At 66.6% G+C, this 21,900-nt stretch carries 14 protein-coding genes; 12 read left to right on the top strand and 2 right to left on the bottom strand.

Annotation, left to right across the window (positions count from 1 at the left end; all coding sequences use genetic code 11):
- Positions 1-18: 18 nt before the first annotated feature.
- Positions 19-5,868 carry a manganese-oxidizing multicopper oxidase MnxG gene (gene mnxG, locus POF53_RS05330; protein ID WP_498966675.1) on the bottom strand — a complete coding sequence of 1,950 codons (5,850 nt, stop codon included), beginning with the start codon at positions 5,866-5,868 and terminating at the stop codon, positions 19-21.
- A 649-nt stretch (positions 5,869-6,517) separates the two neighbouring features.
- Here mnxG and POF53_RS05325 point away from each other — a divergent pair.
- The 12 genes from POF53_RS05325 to POF53_RS05270 all read left to right on the top strand — a co-directional run bounded on the left by POF53_RS05325 (position 6,518) and on the right by POF53_RS05270 (position 21,219).
- Positions 6,518-6,661 carry a hypothetical protein gene (locus tag POF53_RS05325; RefSeq protein ID WP_181427902.1) on the top strand — a complete coding sequence of 48 codons (144 nt, stop codon included), beginning with the start codon at positions 6,518-6,520 and terminating at the stop codon, positions 6,659-6,661.
- A 49-nt stretch (positions 6,662-6,710) separates the two neighbouring features.
- A complete protein-coding gene (locus tag POF53_RS05320; RefSeq protein ID WP_498966673.1) occupies positions 6,711-7,772 on the top strand; it encodes a 3-deoxy-7-phosphoheptulonate synthase in 1,062 nt (353 codons plus the stop codon).
- Between the two features lie 79 nt (positions 7,773-7,851).
- On the top strand, positions 7,852-8,133 hold the full coding sequence (locus POF53_RS05315) for a peptidylprolyl isomerase (protein WP_232857613.1): 282 nt from the start codon (positions 7,852-7,854) through the stop codon (positions 8,131-8,133).
- A gap of 124 nt (positions 8,134-8,257) precedes the next feature.
- Complete coding sequence (locus POF53_RS05310) at positions 8,258-10,072, top strand: extracellular solute-binding protein (RefSeq protein ID WP_498966671.1); 1,815 nt, start codon at positions 8,258-8,260, stop codon at positions 10,070-10,072.
- Positions 10,069-11,127: a microcin C ABC transporter permease YejB gene (locus POF53_RS05305; RefSeq protein ID WP_234561162.1), complete on the top strand. Its 1,059-nt coding sequence runs from the start codon at positions 10,069-10,071 to the stop codon at positions 11,125-11,127. The genes POF53_RS05310 and POF53_RS05305 overlap by 4 nt, the downstream gene beginning before the upstream one ends.
- Positions 11,127-12,143 (top strand): ABC transporter permease, encoded by a 1,017-nt coding sequence (locus tag POF53_RS05300; RefSeq protein ID WP_232857615.1) that lies wholly within the window; start codon positions 11,127-11,129, stop codon positions 12,141-12,143. Before POF53_RS05305 ends, POF53_RS05300 begins: the two co-directional genes overlap by 1 nt.
- A 162-nt stretch (positions 12,144-12,305) precedes the next feature.
- Positions 12,306-13,691 (top strand): sigma-54 interaction domain-containing protein, encoded by a 1,386-nt coding sequence (locus POF53_RS05295; protein WP_232857617.1) that lies wholly within the window; start codon positions 12,306-12,308, stop codon positions 13,689-13,691.
- Positions 13,692-13,969: 278 nt separating this feature from the next.
- A complete protein-coding gene (locus POF53_RS05290; protein WP_498966668.1) occupies positions 13,970-15,361 on the top strand; it encodes a GntP family permease in 1,392 nt (463 codons plus the stop codon).
- 11 nt (positions 15,362-15,372) lie between these two features.
- Entirely contained in the window at positions 15,373-16,143 is a 771-nt protein-coding gene (gene hbdH, locus POF53_RS05285; RefSeq protein WP_498966666.1) for a 3-hydroxybutyrate dehydrogenase, read from the top strand.
- 212 nt (positions 16,144-16,355) lie between these two features.
- Positions 16,356-18,305 carry an acetoacetate--CoA ligase gene (locus tag POF53_RS05280; RefSeq protein WP_498966664.1) on the top strand — a complete coding sequence of 650 codons (1,950 nt, stop codon included), beginning with the start codon at positions 16,356-16,358 and terminating at the stop codon, positions 18,303-18,305.
- Positions 18,306-18,393: 88 nt separating this feature from the next.
- Positions 18,394-18,669: a peptidylprolyl isomerase gene (locus POF53_RS05275; RefSeq protein WP_008095636.1), complete on the top strand. Its 276-nt coding sequence runs from the start codon at positions 18,394-18,396 to the stop codon at positions 18,667-18,669.
- 120 nt (positions 18,670-18,789) lie between these two features.
- Positions 18,790-21,219, top strand: coding sequence for an autotransporter family protein (locus tag POF53_RS05270; protein WP_498966661.1), 2,430 nt, complete (start codon positions 18,790-18,792; stop codon positions 21,217-21,219).
- Here the strand turns inward: POF53_RS05270 and POF53_RS05265 are convergent.
- Positions 21,216-21,839, bottom strand: coding sequence for a LysE family translocator (locus POF53_RS05265; RefSeq protein ID WP_232857624.1), 624 nt, complete (start codon positions 21,837-21,839; stop codon positions 21,216-21,218). The two genes, POF53_RS05270 and POF53_RS05265, sit on opposite strands and share 4 nt — an antisense overlap.
- Positions 21,840-21,900: the final 61 nt, after the last annotated feature.

Raw genomic sequence — 21,900 nt, 5'->3', positions numbered from 1 at the left:
AGAGGCCACCCGGTTCATTCACTGCGCCGGCGCCGTGGCCGGCGGCGCTTCGTTGGTCACCCGCAGGATCCCCCACAACCCCGAGGCATTGCCATAGGCGGCATAGTCGCGGAACAGGTAATCCCCCGGCACCGCGTTGGCGCCCCCGGCGCTGGGCAGCATAAAACTGAAGTGCGCCGCCGGCAGCACGCTCTCCTGCGCACCCACGTACATCGCCATCGGGTTGTAGCCGTAACGCACCGAGCCGATGCCTGGCAAGCCCATGGGGTAGCCGTGCACATCGCTCTTCTCGGCCTGGTAGTTGTGCAGCGGCCACAGGTGCCCGTCGAGCTGGTAGGTGATGCCGCGGCTGCCGCCGCTGGGCATCAGCACATGGCTACGCGCAGGCTGGCCCGGCCTGGCCCAGAGCACCGGGGTCTGCGGATCACCGCCAACCAGGGCGTTGCTGTAGGCCATGTGGGCGTTGGGCACGTCGGCGAAGCCGAAGCCATCGGCATGGCCGAACGGCGCGTCCGGCGCCAGGCCGAAGCGCAGCCACAGCGGCTCGGTCTTGTAGTTCATCGCCATGTTGCCGTTGTCCTTCGGATCACCGGGCACGCCATTGCCCTCGGTGGCGATACCCTCCACCGGCCGGCCATCGGCCCAGCGCATGTTCAGCGAGCGCTGCCACACGGTGACGAAGTCGCGGTAGTCTGGCTGGCCGCTGACTTTCACCGTGGCCTGGGCGCGGCTGGCGTTGTCCTCGGTCCAGGTCGCGCTCTGCGCCAATACGCTCATGGCGCCCACCAGACCCTTTTGCGGCTGCTTGATGACATCCGCCGGGGTCAGGTTGAGGCCGCCGAACTCGATGGCCGTGGTGTTGATGTTGTCCACCGTGCGGCCCAGTTGCAGCACCGGCTTGCCTTCACGCTCCAGGTGCCCGGCGTAGTACTGGTACACCCGGCTCGGGTAGGCGCCGCTGGTGCCGGCGCGCGGCGGCACGGTCTGCACCGGGTTGAGGCCGACGTTGACGCCATCCGACTTGGTGATGTCGTAGGCCAGCAGCTGCGCATGCAGGCCGACGTGGCTGGACGGGCGCATCAGGTTGTTGTTGAACGCCGTGGAGCCCTCGCCGCCGGCCCGGTCGCGCTTGACCACGTTCTGCATCACCGCGGTGCTGGGCAGGTCCGGCATCATCAGCGGCAAACGGTTCTCCAGGGTGATGCTGATGCAGTCGCCGGCATTGGCGCGCAGCACCAGGGGCTCGACCGGCACGCCAGCCTTGAGCTTGCCGGTACTCGTATCGAGGTCGGCCTTGCGCACGTAGAGCACCGCGGTCGGGTCGTGCAATGGCGAGCTATGACCACCGACGGTGAAGGTCGCGCCGTCCTCCTCGTCGGTGACCGTGGCCATGGGGATATCGACCTTGCGGCTGTTGAACACCAAGGTGCCGCCATTGGCCTTGAGCGCGCCGCCCACGTGCTGGCCGATCCCGGCCGGGTCGCTGATGCTGACCCCGTGGCGATTCTCGAGGATGTCGTTGGCCAGGGCCGCGACGATCTCGTAGCTGCGCTTGACCGTAGGCCGGGTGCCGATGCCATTGGCGTTGGCCGTGGTTTTCGGGCAGATGCCGTCGAAGTTGACGGTGTTGCGCATGGCCACCGGCTGCGGGTTGTTGGGCAGGGCGAACAGGTCGGCGCGCTGGGCGGTGTAGTTGCGCATGATGCCCCAGATGCCATTCCAGTAGCCTTCCAGCGCGGCGTCCAGCGAGTACAGGTAGTCGCCATTGGTGGCGGCGGAGCTCGAGATCATCGACACCGGCGCCATGAACCCGAGCTGCTCGGAGATGCCCACCATCTGCGACGACTTCCACCCCGAGTTGGAGCTGTTGCCGAAGCCTGAACCGTTCTGCAGCCACTTCACGCCGTGCAGGGTGACGTTGTGCTCCTCCTCATGGCCACCGGCGTGCATGCGCAGGCGCACGTTGTCGCCGGAGTAGGTGCGCAGCAACGGCGTGAACGGGTCACCCGGCTCGCTGCCCTTGTTCACGTGCGGCGGGAACAGCGTGGTGCCGCCGGTGGGGCCGGTGGCCTGGGTGATCGCCGAAGGCGCCAGGTTCATCGCCGGGATGGCGCGGTCGGTGCGGCTCTGCATGGCGTAGGCCAGGTCGCCGCCCAGGCCGTCGGCCTGCATGCCGCGCTTGCCGTCCGGGCCGACCTTGTTCGGGTCGAACACGCGCAGGGCCAACGGTTCGTTGCGGTAGTTGACGACGAACATGCCCGGGTCATCCACCGAGATCGCCTGTGGGCACGGCCGGGTCGGGCAGCCCGGGCTCAGCCCGCCACGGGACTCGACCACCGACTCGAGCAGCGTCGAGGCTTTCTGCCGCACGGGCGGGTTGATGGCGTAGCGGAAACTGTCGGCGGTGGCCGGGTAGGCCTGGCCGTCCGGTACGCCGTTGGGGCCGGCGCCCACATACACGCCAGCTTCATAGGCGTGCTGGAAGTCGCTGTACTCGAGGAAGAACTCGCGGTAGCTGTCGTTTTTGCCGTCGCCGTCATGGTCGCCTGTCTGGATCACCGCCTGCCACGAGGTCGGGCCGCCGTCCTGGCGGGTGGCCGGGTTGTACAGCTGCTCGCCGGTCTCGGCGTGGTACCAGGTGGAGCCGGCGGGCTCGGCCAGCACGGTCGCATACAATCCGAGCTGCTGGTGGGTCGATGGGCCGAGGTGGTCATGGGTGAAGATGGTGCCCAGGCCACGGTCGACGTTGTGCACGTTCACCAGCGGGTCGGCGAACCAGCGCTGCATGGCGCTGCGCGCGCCGAGCCAGTCGGCCCGGCCGAAACGCCCGAAGTACGGGTGCTGTTTGGCTTTCGGGCACGCGGCAGTGCCGTCGCGGGCGTCGCCCTCGGTGCAGTTGTTGAAGCTGCGGATGGCATGCACGCGCTCGACCACGCTACCGGGCGAGAGGATGCCGTCCTCGTAGTTCCAGCCATTGGCCGAACCGTCGGCGGCGGTCAGGTCCCACTTGGGCAGGTGGATATGCTGGCCGATCACGTCGGTCGGCGTGCGCACCTGGTAGTCGTCCATCTCGTAGAACGACGGAATCAGGTTGGTGTGCACGTACTGGGTGCAGTCGAAGGTGTTCATGCGCATCACCAGCGGCTCCGGCGGACGCTGCTTGGTGATCACCGGCCAGGCGTCCTCCCACAGGGCGAGGATGCGCGCCTGCGGGAAGTGGTAGCCGACCTTGTTGTACACCGCGTCGAACTGGATGTTGGCGGCCTTGTAGATACGCGGGCGGTCGGCGGTGAAGGTGGACGAACCGCGGAAACTCATGCCGCTGAGGTTCTCACCGCTGAAGAACTCGCCGATGCCCGAGGACTGGGTCAGGCGCTTGCCACGGTCATCCATGCATGGCTCGTAGAACGGCGCCCCTGCCGTGGGCAGCGCGCCGTTGGTGCGGAAGGCCTTGGCCACCGGCGCGCTGCCGGGGATCAGGGCAAAGCTCGGGTGCTCGGCCTTGGCGTGGAACTGCATGGCGGCCTGCTCGACCTCGGTGCCCTCCTCGGGCAGGTAGATCGGCTTGGCCTTGTGCACCACCTTGGAGAAATCCAGCTTGGTGGTGGTGGTCACCGCCTCGCCGCCGGCCGATACGCCGTCCAGCGCGTGACGACCGAGGCCACCGTCCCAGCCGTCGACCTGGTTGGGGTCGAGGTTGGCCCACAGGGCCTTGCCACTGTCCTTGAGCTGGCGAGCCAGGGCCGGGTCGAGCATGTCCAGCGGCGGGGTTGGCGGGCGCTGGCCGACGCTGCTTTCCATGCCGCCGATCCAGAACGGGTAACCAGGGTTCTTCAGGCTGCCGTCGGCGTTGCGGTTAGTCTCGCTGCGGTCGACCAGGGCCAGGGAGCCGACCGCGCGCGGGGTGGCTGGCACGTGCGGATGGTCGTCGCCCTCCTCCTCTTCGTCGTCATCTGCATGCCCGGCGACCAGGGTCTCGGACAGCTTGGGCACCACGGTGACCTTGCCCGGCATAGGCGCCATGGCCTTGCCCGGCAGCGGCACGATGGCCGGGATCGGCGTGCCGGCAATGATCTCGCCGTCCGGCAGCGCCCGGGCGCCCTGGGCCGGCTTGCCATTGCGCAGGGCGAATGGCGTGCTGTGGAAGCCGTTGGCGCCCTCGCCGCTGACTTCCAGGCGGGTACCCGGCTCGAACACATCGTGCACCCGCCACATGGCCCACATGCCCTGGGCGAAGTGCGGGTAGAAGTGGCAGTGATAGATGGCGTCGCCCGCCACCCGATTGCGGTTGCCCGAGCCACCGTTGGCGATCTCGTAGGTGTAGCCCACCCCCGGGCCGATGCCCTGGGCGTCGATGTAGTCGGAGTTGTCGTCGTTGGGGTTGAACAGCCACTGGTGCCCGTGCAGGTGGAAGATGTGCTGCTCGTGGCCGTTGTGGGTGTTGCGGAACTTGGTGAAGTCACCGATGTAGCTGTGGTGCACGTTGGCGGGCTCGGCCGGGTACAGGGCCATGGTCGCCTTGACTCCGGTGGCGCTGGCCGGCGGCGTCTGGCCCGGGCGGATGTTCTCCAGCCCGACGTTGGCCGGGATATCCACCAGGGTGCCGATATCGCCCACGGTGTGGGCGCTGAGGAAGAACTCCTCGTAGGCGCACGACAGGCAGTCATGCATCGGCCCCACGCCCAGGCGGTTGGCCACCACCTCGGCGCCCATGCCACCGGAGCCGTAGTTGATCATGAACGAATCGCGGGTCGGCTCGAGCACATGGCCCATGACCGGGTCCGCCCAGTAGGCGGGGAACGCCTGGGTCGCGGCCACCTCGTCGGCGAATTGCGAGGCGAAGTCGCGGAAGGCCTCCAACCGATTGGGCAGCGCCGGGTTGCGCTTGCCAACGCTTTCCAATGGGTAGGTGCTGGCCGGGAAGCTGCCGTCGGGGTTGGGGCCCATGACGATGGCGTCGGTCTCGCTGCTGAGGATCTCGTTACCATCGAGCATGGCGATGATCGGCTTGCCGGCCTTGCCCTCGGCGATCCACGGCTCGGCGTTGGGGTAGCGGGCCTGGTAGTCGATCACCGGCTGGCCGGTGGCCGTGCGCCCCGTGGTGGCCAGGCGCATCTCTTCCTCGGTCAAGGTGTTGCGGTAGGGACGCCCGGCCTTGGGCACCACCACCACCTGGCCGAACAGGCCGTTGGCGACGTTGCCGGCGCCGCCCTGGCCGCCGAAGGTGGCGCCCTGGCTGGTGACGGCGAACGCGCCTTCGCGCTCGGCGTACAGGGTGTAGCTGCGGGTGCCGCCCGGAGCGACCAGGAAGTTGCCGTTGCGCCCGGTGTTGGCGGCGATGTCGCCGATGCTGTTGACCGCCTGCAGGCCGTTGACCTGGAAGCCGACATGGCGGTCGGTGACCTGCTCGTCGGCAACGAAGTGTTCGTCACCCTCGTTCTCGACCTCGGCGCCCTCTTCTTCCTCGCCTTCGACTTCGGTTTCGTCGTGGTCGATGCCGTGCTTGTTGGGGTTAGCCTGGTAGGCCAGCAGGTTGGTCAGGTTGACCGTCAGGCAGTCACCGGCGGCGACCCGCAGCACGATCGGCCGCGGGCGCTTGTCCGGGCGCAGGGTGACCTTGCCCGGTACCGCGGCGCCGCCCTTGCTCAAAGGCACCCGGTGCTCGTCCACCACATCGTGGCGCAGGGCGTACATCATGCCGTTGGCGTTCTGCGCACCGAGGCGGTTGAACATCAGTGGCTGATCCAGCGCCACCACGTTGGCCACCAGCGTGCGCTGGCACTGCACCGCGGCTTCGCTGGAGACCTGCCAGCCCAGCAGGGCCAGCAGGAAGGTGGACAGGACCGGGCCTTTGCGAGGGGTCGACATGGGGCACCTCCGGGGACACAGGGATACTGCGGGGAGGTGAGCAAGGCTTGTGCCATGAATTTAATTGTTGTTTATCAAGTGCTTGAGAGAAATAGAAAGGATGAGCTGGGCGCTTTCACCCTTAATTGGGGGGCTTTGCCGGAACAGCGTGGGGGCAAGATCTCTGTAGGAGCGGCCTTGTGCCGCGAAAGGGCTACACCGCAGCCCCGGCGTTCTTTGCAACAACGCTGAAATCCCGGGGCCGCTACGCAGCCCTTTCGCGGCACAAGGCCGCTCCTACAGGTTGGCGTGGTACCTGTGTGCCGCTCCCACGCAATCGAATCGATAGCATTTAGTGATTGAACACGCGCGCAAAGGTGCAGTAAGCTCGGACCCAATCACTGGAGAGCAACATGTCGAAACAAACCCGCAACCACGCCAACCACACCGGTCGCTCCGCGCACCGCGTGCTGGCCGTTGCCGGTCGTAACGCCGTTGCCAGCTTTTATTTTGGGTATTGGTTTAGCCACTAGGCGCCGATGACCCATCCGGCGCCCACCTTCGAGGGGCCGCCGAACATGAGAATACTCAAACCCCCGGTCGGCTCCCCGACCGGGGGTTTTGCTTTTCCGGGCCCACGAAACACACCGATTACCTTGAGGACAGCGTCATGAACTACACCACCTACTACCGCACCTATGCATGGCGATTTAGCCAGTTCCGTTCGGGCCAGCCTGCCGCCTCCGTTCGGTCGATTTCCGGTGGCAATGCCGCACAGACACCCCATTTGACGATCAGTCGAACACCTCGATAGGGCCGACGACGCGGGCCAGAACCCGCCGTCCGCCCAGGGAAAAAACGCCATGCAAGCCTCGAACCTCGCCCTGCCCCTGACCCAGCCGCACGCTGCCAACACCACCGTCAGCCAGCGCCTGCCCAGCCCGCACCTGCTCAAGCAGCAGATGCCGCTGTCCAGCGAACTCACCCAGCAAGTCCACGCGCACCGCCAGGCGATCCGGGCCATCCTCGAAGGCCGCGACGAACGTCTGCTGGTGGTGGTCGGCCCCTGCTCGATCCATGACCCGCGCTCGGCCCTCGAATACGCCGACCGCCTGGCCGCGCTCAGCCGCGAAGTCGACGACAAGCTGCTGCTGGTGATGCGCGCCTACGTAGAGAAGCCGCGCACCACCGTGGGCTGGAAAGGCCTGGCCTACGATCCGCACCTTGACGGCAGCGACGACATGCACGCCGGCATCGCCCTGTCCCGCGGCCTGATGCTGGGCATGCTCGAACGCGGCCTGCCGATCGCCACCGAGTTGCTGCAGCCGATGGCCGCCGGCTACTTCGACGACCTGCTGGGCTGGGCCGCCATCGGCGCACGCACCACCGAATCGCAGATCCACCGCGAGATGGTCAGCGGCCTGGAGCTGCCGGTCGGCTTCAAGAACGGCACCGACGGCGGTATCGGCATCGCCTGCGACGCCATGCGCAGCGCCGCCCACCCGCACCGCCACTTCGGCATGGACGCCCAGGGCTACCCGGCGATCATCGAGACGTTGGGCAACCCCGATACCCACCTGGTGCTGCGCGGCGGGCACAAGGGTCCGAACTACGACGCCCAGAGCATCGCCCTGGCCCGCCAGGGGCTGGCCAAGGCAGGTCTGGCGCCACGGATCATGGTCGACTGCAGCCACGCCAACAGCGGCAAGGACCCGGCGCGCCAGCCGGCGGTGTTCGAGGATGTGCTGGCCCAGCGCCTGGCCGGCGACCGCTCGCTGGTCGGGGTGATGCTCGAAGGCCACCTGTTCGATGGTTGCCAGGCCCTGGGCAAGGGCACGCTGAAGTACGGTGTGTCGATCACTGACGGCTGCCTGGGCTGGGACGCGACCGAGGCCCTGCTGCGCGAGGCCGCCGCACGCCTTTAAGCCTGCATGGCAAGCCTTGCGAGACACGGCACGAACAAGTGCGCTAGGCTTGCCTTTTTGATCCCAAGGAGCAGTACCCATGGCCCGAGCCACCGCCCGCCACATCCTGGTTGCCAGCGAAGAGAAGTGCAACGAACTCAAAGCGCAGATCGAAGCCGGCGCCGACTTCGCCGAAGTCGCCAAGGCCAACTCCACCTGCCCGTCCAGCCGCCAAGGCGGCGACCTGGGCTCGTTCGGCCCGGGCCAGATGGTCAAGGAATTCGACACCGTGGTCTTCAGCGCGCCGCTGAATGTCGTCCAGGGTCCGGTGAAGACCCAGTTCGGCTACCACCTGCTGGAAGTGACCAGCCGTCAGGACTAAGTCATCGCAGGCGATGATGTCCCCTGTGGGAGCGGGTTTACCCGCGAATGCGCCCGTACATGCAACATCGTTGCCTGAGCTGACGCATTCGCGGGTAAACCCGCTCCCACAGGTGCTGTGTTGCATGATCCTGTGGTGCTCGCTCTCGTTAGCCCACGCCGCCCCCACCCACGCCCTCACCGTCTACGCCGAAGCCCCGCGCTACCCTGCGAACTTCCGCCATTTCGACTACGTCAACCCCGACGCCCCCAAGGGCGGCAGCCTGCGCCGCTCGGCCATCGAGATCGGCAATTTCGACCATATCCTGCCCTACATCGACAAAGGCATCGGCGTCAGCCAGGTCGATGGCTGGCTGTACGCACCGCTGGCCGTGCGCTCACTCGATGAACCCTACACCGTCTATGGCCTGATCGCCCAGCGCATGGAACGCGGCCCCGACGACGCCTGGCTGCGCTTCTACCTCGACCCCCGCGCCACCTTCGCCGACGGCAAGCCGGTACGGGCCGAGGACGTACGCTTCAGTTACGAATTGCTGATGAACCAGGGCAGCCTCAAGTTTCGCACCCAGTTCGCCGATGTCGCCGCGGTGGCGGTCGAAGGCCCGCGCCAGGTGCGCTTCGACTTCAAGCAACCCCATGGCCGTACCCTGGCCCTTGAACTGGCCGGCCTGCCGGTGCTGCCCGAGCACGACTGGCAGCAACGCGACTTCGCCAACGGTGCCGGTTTCGACAAGCCAGTGGGTAGCGGTCCGTACCGCATCGGCAGGATCGATAACGGCCGCAGCATTACCTTCGAGCGCGATGCGAGCTGGTGGGCCCGGGACCTGCCGGTCACCCGCGGGCTGTACAACTTCGCGCGTATCGGCGTCGAATTCTTCGGCGACACCGAAGTGGCCCGCCAGGTACTTAAGGGCGGGGGCTACGACTACAACCGCGAGTACTCCGCAACCGCCTACACCCTCGGCTACAAGGGTGCGTCTCTGGATGACGGGCGCCTACAACGGGCCCACCTCGCCCCGGCCAAGCCGCAGATCGCCCAGGGCTTCGTGTTCAACCTGGACAAGCCGCAATTCAAGGACCGCCGCGTGCGCCAGGCCCTTGGCATGCTCTGGGACTTCGAGTGGAGCAACCGGCAGATGATGCGCAACATGTACATCCGCCAGCAGAGCCTCTACTCCAATACGCCTCTGGCCGCCCGCGCCCTGCCCGACGCCGAGGAGCTCAAGCTGCTCGAGCCACTGCGCAGCCAAGTGCCGGACGAAGTGTTCAGCCGGGTGTTCAGCGCGCCGGTCACCGACGGCTCCGGCATCATCCGCCAGCAGCAACTGCAGGCCCTGGCCTTGCTGCAGGACGCCGGCTGGCATCCCCAGGGCGATCGGCTGGTCAACGCCCAGGGCCAGCCGCTGAGCTTCACCTTCCTCAATGGCCAGTCGGGCCTGGAGCGCCTGCTGCTGCCGTGGAAGCGCAACCTCGCACAGATCGGCGTCGAGCTGAACATCCGCAACGTCGACTCCGCCCAGTACGTCAACCGGGTGATGGCCCGCGACTACGACATGATCGTCACCGGCTACCCGGTGACCCTGTCGCCGGGCAGCGAGCAGTACAACTACTTCGGCTCCGCCGCGGCCAACGATCCGGGCTCGAACAACCTGATGGTGCTCAAGGACCCGGCGGTGGACCGCCTGCTCGACGGCCTGGTGCGCGCCACCAGCCAGGCCGACATGCTGCGCCACGCCCGCGCCCTGGACCGGGTGCTGCAATGGAACTACTACTGGATTCCCAACTACTACCCGCCGGGCAGCTCGACGGTGTGGTGGAACCGCTTCGGCCTGCCCAAGGTACAGCCGGCCTATGACGAAGGCCTGGACACCTGGTGGGAAGTCAGTCCCCGGGCGCTGACCAACCCGCAGATGGCCGAACGGCTGCGGAGCGCGCCATGACTGCCTACATCCTGCGCCGCCTGCTGCTGATCATCCCCACACTGCTGGCGATCCTGCTGGTGAACTTCGCCATCGTCCAGGCCGCGCCCGGCGGGCCGGTGGAACAGGCCGTGGCGCGCCTGCAGGGCATCGGCGGCGGCGCGCCGGGCGCCCGGGTCGAGGCAGTGCAAGGCGAGTCCCGGGCCACCCGCGGCCTGGACCCGAAGCTGATCGAGGAAATCAAGCGCCAGTACGGTTTCGACAAGTCCGCGCCCGAACGGCTGTGGCTGATGCTCGGCCAGTACGCACGGCTGGATTTCGGCCAGAGCTTCTTCCGCGGCGCCACGGTCACCGAGCTGATCGTGCAGAAGCTGCCGGTGACCCTGTCGCTGGGCTTCTGGGCCACGCTGATCACCTACCTGGTGTCGATCCCGCTGGGCATCCGCAAGGCGGTACGCCATGGCAGCCGTTTCGACGCCTGGAGCAGCGCGTTGATCGTGATCGGCTACGCCCTGCCCTCGTTCCTGTTCGCCCTGCTGTTGATCGTGTTGTTCGCCGGCGGCACCTCGCTCAACTGGTTCCCGGTGCGCGGGCTGGTGTCGGAGGACTTCGACCAGCTCAGCCTGCTGGGCAAGGTCGCTGACTACTTCTGGCACCTGGTACTGCCGGTCGGCGCCCTGGTGATCGGCGGCTTCGCCACCCTGACCCTGCTGACCAAGAACGCCTTCCTCGACGAGATCGCCCGCCAGTACGTGGTCACCGCCCGGGCCAAGGGCCTGAGCGAGCGCCGGGTGCTGTACGGCCATGTGCTGCGCAACGCCATGCTGCTGGTGGTGGCCGGCCTGCCCCAGGCGCTGATCACAGTGTTCTTCGCCGGCTCACTGCTGATCGAGGTGATTTTCTCCCTCGACGGCCTCGGGCGCATGAGCTACGAAGCGGCGGTTTCACGGGACTACCCGGTGGTGTTCGGCACCTTGTTCATCTTCACCCTGGCCGGGCTGCTGATCCGCCTGCTGGGCGACCTGTGCTACACGGTGCTCGACCCTCGCATCGATTTCGACGCGAGGGGCCGCTGATGTTTTCGCCCATCGCCCGGCGGCGTCTGCGGCGTTTTCGCGACAATCGCCGGGGCTGGATCTCGCTGTGGTTGTTCGCCGGGCTCTTGCTGCTGAGCCTGGGCGCGGAGCTGGTGGCCAACGACAAGCCGTTGCTGCTGGGCTACCAGGGTGAGCTGTACACCCCGGCGCTCAAGCGCTACACCGAGCAGCAGTTCGGCGGGCAGCTGCCGTTCCAGCCTGACTACCGCAGCCAGTACGTGCGCCAACTGATCGAGGGCCAGGGCGGCTGGATGCTGTTCGCGCCGATCCCGTTCAGCGCCGATACCCCCAACTACGACCTGCAGGTGCCCACCCCCAGCCCGCCCAGCGCGAGCAACTGGCTGGGCACCGACGACCAGGGCCGCGATGTGCTGGCGCGGGTGCTGTATGGCACGCGGATCTCGCTGTTGTTCGCCTTCGCCCTGACCCTGATCAGCGTGCTGATCGGCGTTACCGCCGGCGCCCTGCAGGGCTACCACGGCGGCTGGGTCGATCTGCTCGGCCAGCGCCTGCTGGAGGTGTGGTCGGGGTTGCCGGTGCTGTACCTGCTGATCATCCTGTCGGGGTTCGTCGAGCCGGACTTCTGGTGGTTGCTGGGGATCATGGCGCTGTTCTCCTGGCTGGCCCTGGTCGATGTGGTGCGCGCCGAATTCCTCCGCGGGCGCAACCTGGAGTACGTCAAGGCGGCACGGGCGCTGGGGCTTTCAGACACCCAGGTGATGCTGCGGCATATCCTGCCCAATGCCCTGAACGCGACCCTGACCTATGTGCCGTTCATGCTCACCGGGGCGATCACCACCCTCACCGCGCTGGATTTTCTCGGCTTCGGCATGCCCGCCGGCAGCGCCTCGCTGGGCGAGCTGGTGACCCAGGGCAAACAGCACCTCGAGGCGCCTTGGCTGGGCTTTACCGCATTCTTTGCCCTGGCGTTGATCCTGTCGTTGCTGGTATTCATCGGCGATGCGCTGCGCGAGGCGTTTGATCCTCGCATGTAGGAGCGGCCTTGCCGAGGCGTCGGACCGGCCGGAAAGGGCCGCAGAGCGGCCCCGGGATTTCAGTGGCGACGCAAAGATCGCTGGGGCCGCTTTGCGGCCCTATCGCGGCACAAGGCCGCTCCTACACGTTCGGCATATATTTCGATTACGGGTATCCCTTCCATGCACGACAACCTCAAGGACTACCCCCAGGTCCGCCAACTGGCCATCCGCTCGCTGTTCGAGATCATCGAGCAGTCCAGCGAAGGCACGGTGATCGTCGACCGCCAGGCGCGCATCGTCTGGATGAACGAGCGCTATGCCCGCCGTTTCGGCCTGCAGGATGCCGCCAGCGCCATCGGCCAGCCCTGCGAGGCGGTGATCCCCGGCAGCCTGATGCGCGAGGTGGTGAGCAACGGCAAGCCGATCCTGCTGGACATGCTCGACACGCCGAACGAGCCGCTGGTGGTGATGCGCCTGCCGATCCACGACGGCCAGGGCGCGCTGATCGGTGCCATCGGCTTTGCCCTGTTCGACGAACTGCGCAGCCTGTCGCCGCTGCTCAAGCGCTATGCCAGCATGCAGCAGGAACTGGCCTCGACCCGCTCGCAGCTGCGTGCGCGCCAGGCCCGCTACAGCTTCGCCCAGTTCGTCGGCAGCAGCCCTGCCTGCCTAGAGGCCAAGCGCCGCGCCCGCCGCGGCGCGACCAGCGACTCGCCGGTGCTGCTGCTCGGCGAGACCGGCACCGGCAAGGAGCTGCTGGCCCACGCCATCCATGCCGCCTCGGCGCGGGCGCACAAGGCGTTTGTCAGCATCAACAGCGCGGCGATCCCCGAAGCGTTGCTGGAGGCCGAGTTCTTCGGCACCGCCCCCGGCGCCTTCACCGGCGCCGACCGCAAGGGCCGCAGCGGCAAGCTGCAACTGGCCGAAGGCGGCACCTTGTTCCTCGACGAGATCGGCGACATGCCCCTGGCCCTGCAGAGCAAATTGTTGCGTGTGCTGCAGGAGAAGGAATACGAGCCGGTGGGCAGCAACCAGATGCTGCGCAGCGACGTGCGGATCATTGCCGCCACCTCCATCGACCTGCAGGCGGCCATGGCCCGGGGGGCGTTTCGTGCCGACCTGTACTACCGGCTGAACGTGCTGCCGGTGCAGGTGCCACCGCTGCGCGAACGCCTGGAAGACCTGCCGGCGCTGTGCGAGGCGATCCTCGCCGAGTTGGGCAGCCAATATGAGCTGGAGGCCGAGGCCCAGGCATTGTTGGGGCGGCATGCCTGGCCCGGGAATATCCGAGAACTGCGTAATGTGCTGGAACGGGCGACCTTGCTGGCGGATCAGCCGCGCTTGAATGTGTCGGACTTGGTCAGTGCATTGGGGCCGTTGAGCCCGGTGGCCGAGACAGCGCCGCAATTGGGGTACCGGGAGGCCTGCGCGCAGTTTGAACGCGGGCTGATTGTGCAGGCCTTGGCACGCAGTGGCGGGAATGTGCCGGAGGCGGCAAAGGCATTGGGATTGGGGCGCTCGACGCTGTACAAGAAAATGGTGGTGCTGGGGATATTATCTCAATAAAGAGATTTAAGTTTCATAATAGAGACTGTTGCGAGGGCTTCGCCCTCGATCGCGGGGCAAGCCCGCTCCTACAGGGATTGGTGATACTCGCAAATACACCGCCCCCTGTAGGAGCGGGCTTGTCCCGCGATGGCCTTCAGCCCATATGCATCTCTAAACAGAGACAAAAAAATCAGCAAAAGAACATTTATTCAATAAAATCAATTAGTTATAAACATGGCACGATTCCCGCTATCTCCCCGGCAACCATAAAAACAACACCCTGGAGATCCCCCTCGATGACCGTGCTCATCGCCCTCGCTGCCCTGGCCCTGCTGATGCTCGCCGCCTACCGCGGCTACAGCGTGATCCTCTTCGCCCCCATCGCCGCCCTCGGCGCCGTGCTGCTCACCGACCCTGCCGCCGTGGCCCCGGCCTTCACCGGGGTGTTCATGGAGAAAATGGTCGGCTTCATCAAGCTGTACTTCCCGGTGTTCCTGCTCGGCGCGGTGTTCGGCAAGCTGATCGAACTGTCGGGCTTCTCGCGCTCGATCGTCGCTGCCGCCATCCGCCTGCTTGGCACCCGCCAGGCCATGCTGGTGATCGTGCTGGTCTGCGCCCTGCTCACCTACGGCGGCGTGTCGCTGTTCGTGGTGGTGTTCGCGGTGTACCCGTTCGCCGCCGAGATGTTCCGCCAGAGCAACATCCCTAAACGGCTGATCCCGGCGACCATCGCCCTGGGCGCGTTCTCCTTCACCATGGACGCCCTGCCCGGCACCCCGCAGATCCAGAACATCATTCCCAGCACCTTCTTCAACACCACCGCCTGGGCCGCGCCCTGGCTGGGGCTGATCGGCACGCTGTTCGTGTTCTGCGCCGGCATGCTCTACCTGCAACGCCAGCGCAACAAGGCCCAGCGCAAAGGCGAAGGCTACGGCAGCAACCTGCGCAACGAGCCGGAAACCGCCGACGATATCGCCCTGCCCAATCCCTGGCTGGCCCTGGCGCCACTGCTGCTGGTGGGGGTGATGAACCTGCTGTTCACCCACTGGATTCCGCAGTGGTACGGGACCAGTCATACCCTGCAACTGCCAGGCATGGCCACGCCGGTGCACAGCGACGTGGCCAAGCTCACGGCGATCTGGGCGGTGCAGGCGGCCCTGCTGGTGGGCATCCTGATGGTGCTGGTGTGCGCCTTCGGCACCATTCGCCAGCGCCTGGCCGAAGGCACCAAGAGCGCGGTGAGCGGCGCCCTGCTGGCGGCGATGAACACCGCCTCGGAATACGGTTTCGGCGCGGTGATCGCCTCGCTGCCGGGCTTCCTGGTCCTGGCCGACGCCCTGCGCGGCATCCCCAACCCGCTGGTCAACGAAGCCATCACCGTCACCCTGCTGGCCGGCATCACCGGCTCCGCCTCCGGCGGCATGAGCATCGCCCTGGCGGCCATGAGCGACAGTTTCATCACCGCCGCCAACGCGGCGAACATCCCGCTGGAGGTGCTGCACCGGGTCGCCGCCATGGCCAGCGGCGGCATGGACACCCTGCCGCACAACGGCGCGGTGATCACCCTGCTGGCGGTTACCGGGCTGACCCACCGCGAGGCCTACAAGGACATCTTCGGTATTACCCTGATCAAGACCCTGGCCGTGTTCGTGGTCATCGCCACGTTCTACGCTACCGGCATCGTATGAAGGAGAACGGCATGACGCTCAAAGGCAAGACCGCACTGGTCACCGGTTCCACCAGCGGCATCGGCTTAGGAGTAGCCCAGGTGCTGGCCGAGGCCGGCGCCAACATCCTGCTCAACGGTTTTGGCGACCCGGCGGCCGCCATTGCCGAGATCAGGCAGCACGGGGTCAAGGTGGCCCACCACCCCGCCGACCTGTCCGACGTGGCGCAGATCGAACAGATGTTCGCCATGGCCGGGCGCGAGTTCGGCGCGGTCGATATCCTGGTCAACAACGCCGGCATCCAGCATGTGGCACCGGTCGAACAGTTTCCGGTGGAGGCCTGGGACAAGATCATCGCGCTGAACCTGTCGGCGGTGTTCCATGGCAGCCGTCTGGTGCTGCCAGGCATGCGCGCGCGGGGCTGGGGGCGGATTGTCAACATTGCCTCGGTGCACGGCCTGGTGGGCTCCACCGGCAAGGCCGCCTACGTCGCCGCCAAGCATGGCGTGGTCGGCCTGACCAAGGTCATCGGCCTGGAGACCGCCACCAGCAACGTCACCTGCAACGCCATCTGCCCCGGCTGGGTGCTGACCCCGCTGGTGCAGAAGCAGATCGACGACCGTGCCGCCAACGGTGGCGACGCGCAGCAGGCGCGGCACGACCTGCTGGCCGAGAAGCAGCCTTCGCTGGCCTTCGTCACGCCCCGGCATCTCGGCGAGCTGGTGTTGTTCCTGTGCAGCGAGGCCGGCAGCCAGGTGCGTGGCGCCGCCTGGAATGTCGATGGCGGCTGGCTGGCCCAGTAAGCGTCTAGAATGATGGTCGGGGTTGCGCATTCTCTGTGTGGAGGAGCGGCCTTGCGCCGCGAAAGGGCCGCAAAGCGGCCCCGGCGATCGATGATGTGACACCAATGGTTGGGGGGCTGCGATGCAGCCCTTTCGCGGCACAAGGCCGCTCCTACAGGGGGAGCGCAAGCCCTGAAGAGGCGAGTGGATCAGCAATCGCCGAGGGTCCCGGCATGAACGACGTACTCTGGCGCCCCTCCACCTCCCGCATCGAAGCGAGCCGGATGGAAGCCTTCCGCCGCCGGGTCAACCGGCGCTTCAACCTCCAGCTCGACAGCTACGCCGCCCTGCACCGCTGGAGCATCGAGCAGCGCCCGCAGTTCTGGCAGGCCCTGGCCGAGTACTTCCATGTGCGCTGGCACACGCCACCGACGAGCATCCTCGAGGAAGGCGAGCACATGGCCGACGCTCGCTGGTTCCGCGGCGCCACCCTGAACGTCGCCGAGCATCTGCTGCAACGCCGCGACGACCGTCCCGCCGTGGTGGCCGTGCGCGAGGACGGCACTCGCCACCGCCTCACCCACAACCAGCTGGCCGCCCAGGTCGCCGGACTGCAACAGGCCTTCAGGCAGGCTGGCATCCAGCCCGGCGACCGTATCGCCGCGGTAATGCCCAATACCTGGGAAACCCTGGTGGCCATGCTCGCGGCCACCAGCCTCGGTGCGGTCTGGTCCAGCTGTTCACCGGAGTTCGGCAGCCACGGCATCATCGACCGTTTCGGCCAGATCGCGCCCAGGCTGCTGGTGGCCTGCGCCGGTTATCAATATGCCGGGAAGGTCATCGACCAGGTGGAGAAAATCAACCAGGTCGTGGCCCAGCTACCGAGCGTCAAGCAGTTGCTGGTGGTGCCGCATACCCGACCGCAGACCCGCACCGATGAGTTCATCGGCGCGCCGACGAACCTGTGGGCCGATTACTTCACGCCCGGCGGGACGCCGATCTTCACCGCGCTATCCTTCGATCATCCGCTCTATATCCTGTACTCCAGCGGCACCACCGGCGTGCCCAAGTGCATCGTCCACCGTGCCGGCGGCGTGCTGCTGCAACACCTCAAGGAACATGGCCTGCACAACGACCTCAAGGCCGACGACGTGCTGTTCTACTACACCACCTGCGGCTGGATGATGTGGAACTGGCTGGCCAGCGGCCTGGCGGTCGGCGCCACCCTGGTGCTGTACGACGGCTCGCCGTTCCACCCAGGCCCCGCGCGCCTGCTCGACCTGATCGACGCCGAAGGGATCCATGCCTTCGGCACCAGCGCCAAATACCTTGCCGCCCTGGAACAGGCCGGTGTCGAACCGGCCAAGTCCCACCGCCTCGACAGCCTGCGGCTGATTCTCTCCACCGGCTCGCCCCTGTCACCGCACAGCTACGACTATGTCTATGCCAAGGTGAAGCCCGACGTGTGCCTGGCGTCCATGTCCGGTGGCACCGATATCGTCGCCTGCTTCGTGCTCGGCAACCCGCTGCTGCCGGTGCGTCGGGGCGAAATCGCCGGCAAGGGCCTGGGCATGGCGGTGGATGTTTGGAACGAACAGCGACAGTCGATCAGCGGCGAGAAAGGCGAGCTGGTCTCTACCCAGCCCTTCCCTTCGATGCCGCTTGGCTTCTGGGGCGACGACGATGGCAGCCGCTACCATGAGGCGTATTTCAGCCAGTTCGAGGGCATCTGGTGCCAGGGCGACTATGCCGAGCAGATACCTGGCGGTGGCCTGGTGATCCACGGCCGTTCCGACGCCGTGCTCAACCCCGGCGGCGTGCGCATCGGCACCGCGGAGATCTATCGCCAGGTGGAAAAGGTCGAGGAGGTGCTGGAGAGCGTGGCCATCGGCCAGGACTGGCACGGCGACGTGCGCGTGGTGCTGTTCGTGCGCCTGCGCGACGGCCTGCAACTGGACGATGCCCTGCGCCAGCGTATCCGCCAGGTGATCCGCCAGTACACCACGCCGCGCCATGTGCCGGCGGTGATCGCCCAGGTCGACGACATCCCGCGCACCCTCAGCGGCAAGCTGGTGGAACTGGCGATCCGCAATGTGGTGCATGGCCTGCCGGTGAAGAACACCGATGCCCTGGCCAACCCCGAGGCGCTGGAGCAGTTCCACGACCGTGCGGAATTAAGGTAACTGGAGAACCTCGTGGGAGCCGCGCTGCCCCAGGTTCTCCGACATCAGGCATAATGTCGGCTTTTTGCCCTGAAGCACAGGTACCCCAATGAAAGCCCAAGCCCGCCATATCCTGGTCAAGACCGCTGACGAAGCCGAAAAGCTCAAGCAGCGCATCGCCAACGGCGAGGCCTTCGACGTGCTGGCGAAGAAATTCTCCACCTGCCCGTCCGGCAAGCGCGGCGGCGACCTGGGCGAAGTGCGCCCTGGCCAGCTGGTCGGCGCCATCGACCAGGTGATCTTCAAGAAGCCCCTGCGCGTGGTGCACGGGCCGATCAAGAGCAAGTTCGGTTATCACCTGGTGCAGACGTTCTACCGCGACTGACAGGCGGCGGCCACTGGCTACCTGACATTTCTGCCAGTTGTGCCCCTCTCCCAGACCTCTATACAACCGGGTTGAGCCTGCATGCGCTGCGGGCCTTCCCGGAACCATGGAGGTCTACCCATGCGAACGCGCCTGCTGCTGACTCTCGCCACCCTGCCCCTGCTGAACGTGCCCACCGCCCAGGCGGCCTGCAGCTTCACCGCCGGAGCAGGTGACGATACGTACATCTGCGACAGCGGCACAGCAGCCACGTTGATTGACACCAATGGCAACAACAGCCTGGGCGTGCCAGTCGGTGGGACAGGCCTCATTACTGGCGATGTGACCTTCGGCGCCGGTGCGGACCGTATCGACATGGCCTCCGGCAGCATCGGCGGCAACGTCGACCAGGGTTCGGGCATCGACGACCTCAAGATCAGCGGTGGCGTAATCGAGGGCAACCTCAACCAGGGCGATGGCCTGGATACCTTCCGCATGACCGGTGGCTGGATCAAAGGCACCTTCGACAGCGGCGACCATGCCGAAATGAACGCCGGGCGAATCGGCAACGTCAACATGCGCCTGGACGAAAACACCTTCATCATGCGCGGCGGCGTGATCGACCGGAACATCATCACGGCCTTCGACAAGGACTATGTGGAGATCTTCGACGGCGCCGTGGGTGGCAATATCAGCGTCAGTGGCGGCGACGACCGGGTGCTGGTGCATGGCGGCCGAATTGGCGGCGATGTGTTGCTCAGCACGGGCAATGATGCCTTCACCTGGGACGGTGGGCACATTGCAGGTCAAGTGGACCTGGGCCCCGGCGATGATACGGCTCTCCTCAAGGGACTGGACCAGCATGTACTGATCATCCCGCTCGACGGCGGCACAGGCAACGATACGTTGACCTTCAACGCCAGCCGGAGCACCGGGGGCGGCCAGTACCTGAACTGGGAGCGGATTGCGCTGAACGCGGGTAGCCACCTGGAGCTGACCGACACCTTGCGCCTCGGCGATGCGGATACCGGTCGTGGCACATTGAGCATCGATGCCGACAGCACCCTCGTTTCCCGGCAAGGCATCATCTCTGCCGTTGCCACAGGCCAGCCGGCGACTGTGAGCAATGCCGGCACCATTGACCTCGGCACGGGCCAGAACAAGCTCGGCACGTTGACGATCCAAGGCAACTACGAAGGCGCCAACGGCACCCTGCGCCTCAACAGCCAGCTGGCTGGGGACGATGCGGCTTCCGACCGTCTGGTGGTCAGCCAGGGCGCCATCACCGGCAGCACCCGGTTACTCGTCAACAACCTCGGTGGCACCGGCGCCGCCACCACCCAGAACGGCATCCAGGTGGTCGAGGCCCGCGACGGTGCCACCAGCAGCGCCAACGCCTTCGTGCAGACCCAGACACTCTCGGCCGGCGCCTACGACTACCGCCTGTTCAAAGGCGGCGTGACTGCGGGTAGCGAGAACAGCTGGTACCTGCGCTCGACACTGGTCGCGCCACCTGCGCCCGCGCCGGGTGAGCCGCCCGTTACACCGCCCGTGCCGGCGCCGGCGCCCGGTCAACCCGATCTTCCCGACCCGGTGGCCGGCGAGAGCGTGCCGCTGTACCGCCCGGAAGTGCCCGTGTATGCCGCGGCCCCTCGAGGCGCCGCGATCATCGCCCGCCAGGCCCTGGGCACCTTCCACCAGCGCCAGGGCGACCAGCGGTTGCTGGCTGGCCAGGGCGCATTGCCGGCCAGTTGGGGCCAGGCCTATGGCGGCGCATTGCGCCAGCGCTGGAGCGGTACCGTCAGCCCGAACCTGGATGGCGACCTGCAGGGCTTCAAGGTGGGCCAGGACCTCTATGCCACGGTCAGTGACAATGGCTATCGCCAGCAGATGGGCGTGTACGTCGGCCACAGCCGGCTGGACGCCGACGTCAAAGGCCTTGCCCTGGCCGTGGAAGACCGCCGCGTCGGCGACCTGGTGCTCGATGGCAAGAGCGTCGGCGTCTACTGGACGCTGGTCGCGCCGCAAGGCGGGTACCTCGACACGGTCGTCCAGTACACCGACCTCGATGGCCGAGCGCGCTCGGACCGAGGCGGCAAGCTGGAGCTCGACGGCCATGCCTGGAGCGCGTCGGTTGAGTCCGGCTTGCCGATTGCCTTGTCCGAGCGCTGGACCCTGGAGCCGCAAGCGCAGCTGATCGCCCAGAAGACCTCGCTGGACAGCGCCAGCGACGGCGTCTCACGCATCAGCCATGACGCCCAGGTGGAACTGACCGGTCGCCTTGGCGTGCGCCTGGAAGGCACTTTCAAGGTCAGCGGCGATCGCCTGCTACAACCTTACGCACAACTAAACCTGTGGCATGGCGACGGCGGTCGCGACACCTTGACCTTCGATGGCGTGGACAGGATCAAGACCGACTACCGTTACACCTCGGCGCAACTCGAAGGCGGCCTGGTGGCCCAGGTCAACCGGGCCTTGAGCCTGCACGGCGGCATGCAATACACCAGCAACCTGGATAGCCGCCAGCAGGAAGCCAGCGGCGTGAACCTGGGCGTACGCTGGCAGTTCTAGCGCCGTGCGGCGAGCAGGCCGATACCGGCGCAGCCGAGCAGCGACGCGCTGATCCGGTTGAACAGCCGCCGTGGCCCGGGCCGTTCGAACCAGCGTTGCAGGTAGGCGCCGAGCCCTGCGTAAATGGCGATGGCCGCCCACTCCAGCAACAGGAACAGCACGCCCAGTTGCAGGAACTGTTCGCTCACCGGCGTGGCGCTGCCCATCGAGACGAACTGCGGCAGGAAGGCGGTGAAGATCAGAATGGCCTTGGGGTTGCCCGCCGCCACCCAGAACTCCTGGCGCGCCAGTTTCCAGGTGCCGCGCGGCTGCTCGCCAGCCACCGCCGTCTCGCCGACCGGCGCCCGCCACAGCTGCCAGGCGATATAGAACAGATAGCCCGCGCCCAGCACCTTGATCGCCAGGAACAGGTACTCGCTGGTGTGCAGCACCACGGCCAGGCCCATGGCCGCCAGGGCGATCATGCCGCTGAAGGCGAGCAGGCGCCCGCCGCCGGCCACGCAGGCGGTGCGCAGGCCATAGCGGCTGGCGTTGTGCAGGGACAGCAGGTTGTTGGGGCCCGGCGCCATGTTCAGGGCGAAACAGGCGGGGATGAACAGCAGCAGGCTCGACAGGTCCATTATTCTTCTCCAGCGGGGACCGTCGCAGCGTCGCGTCTGGCGGGCGTGCGCGTCAAGCACA

Source organism: Mitsuaria sp. RG, from assembly GCF_028369275.1.
Lineage (GTDB): Bacteria > Pseudomonadota > Gammaproteobacteria > Pseudomonadales > Pseudomonadaceae > Aquipseudomonas > Aquipseudomonas peradeniyensis.
Note: the sequence above shows the minus strand (reverse complement) of the source record. Positions and strands in the feature narration are given on the sequence as shown.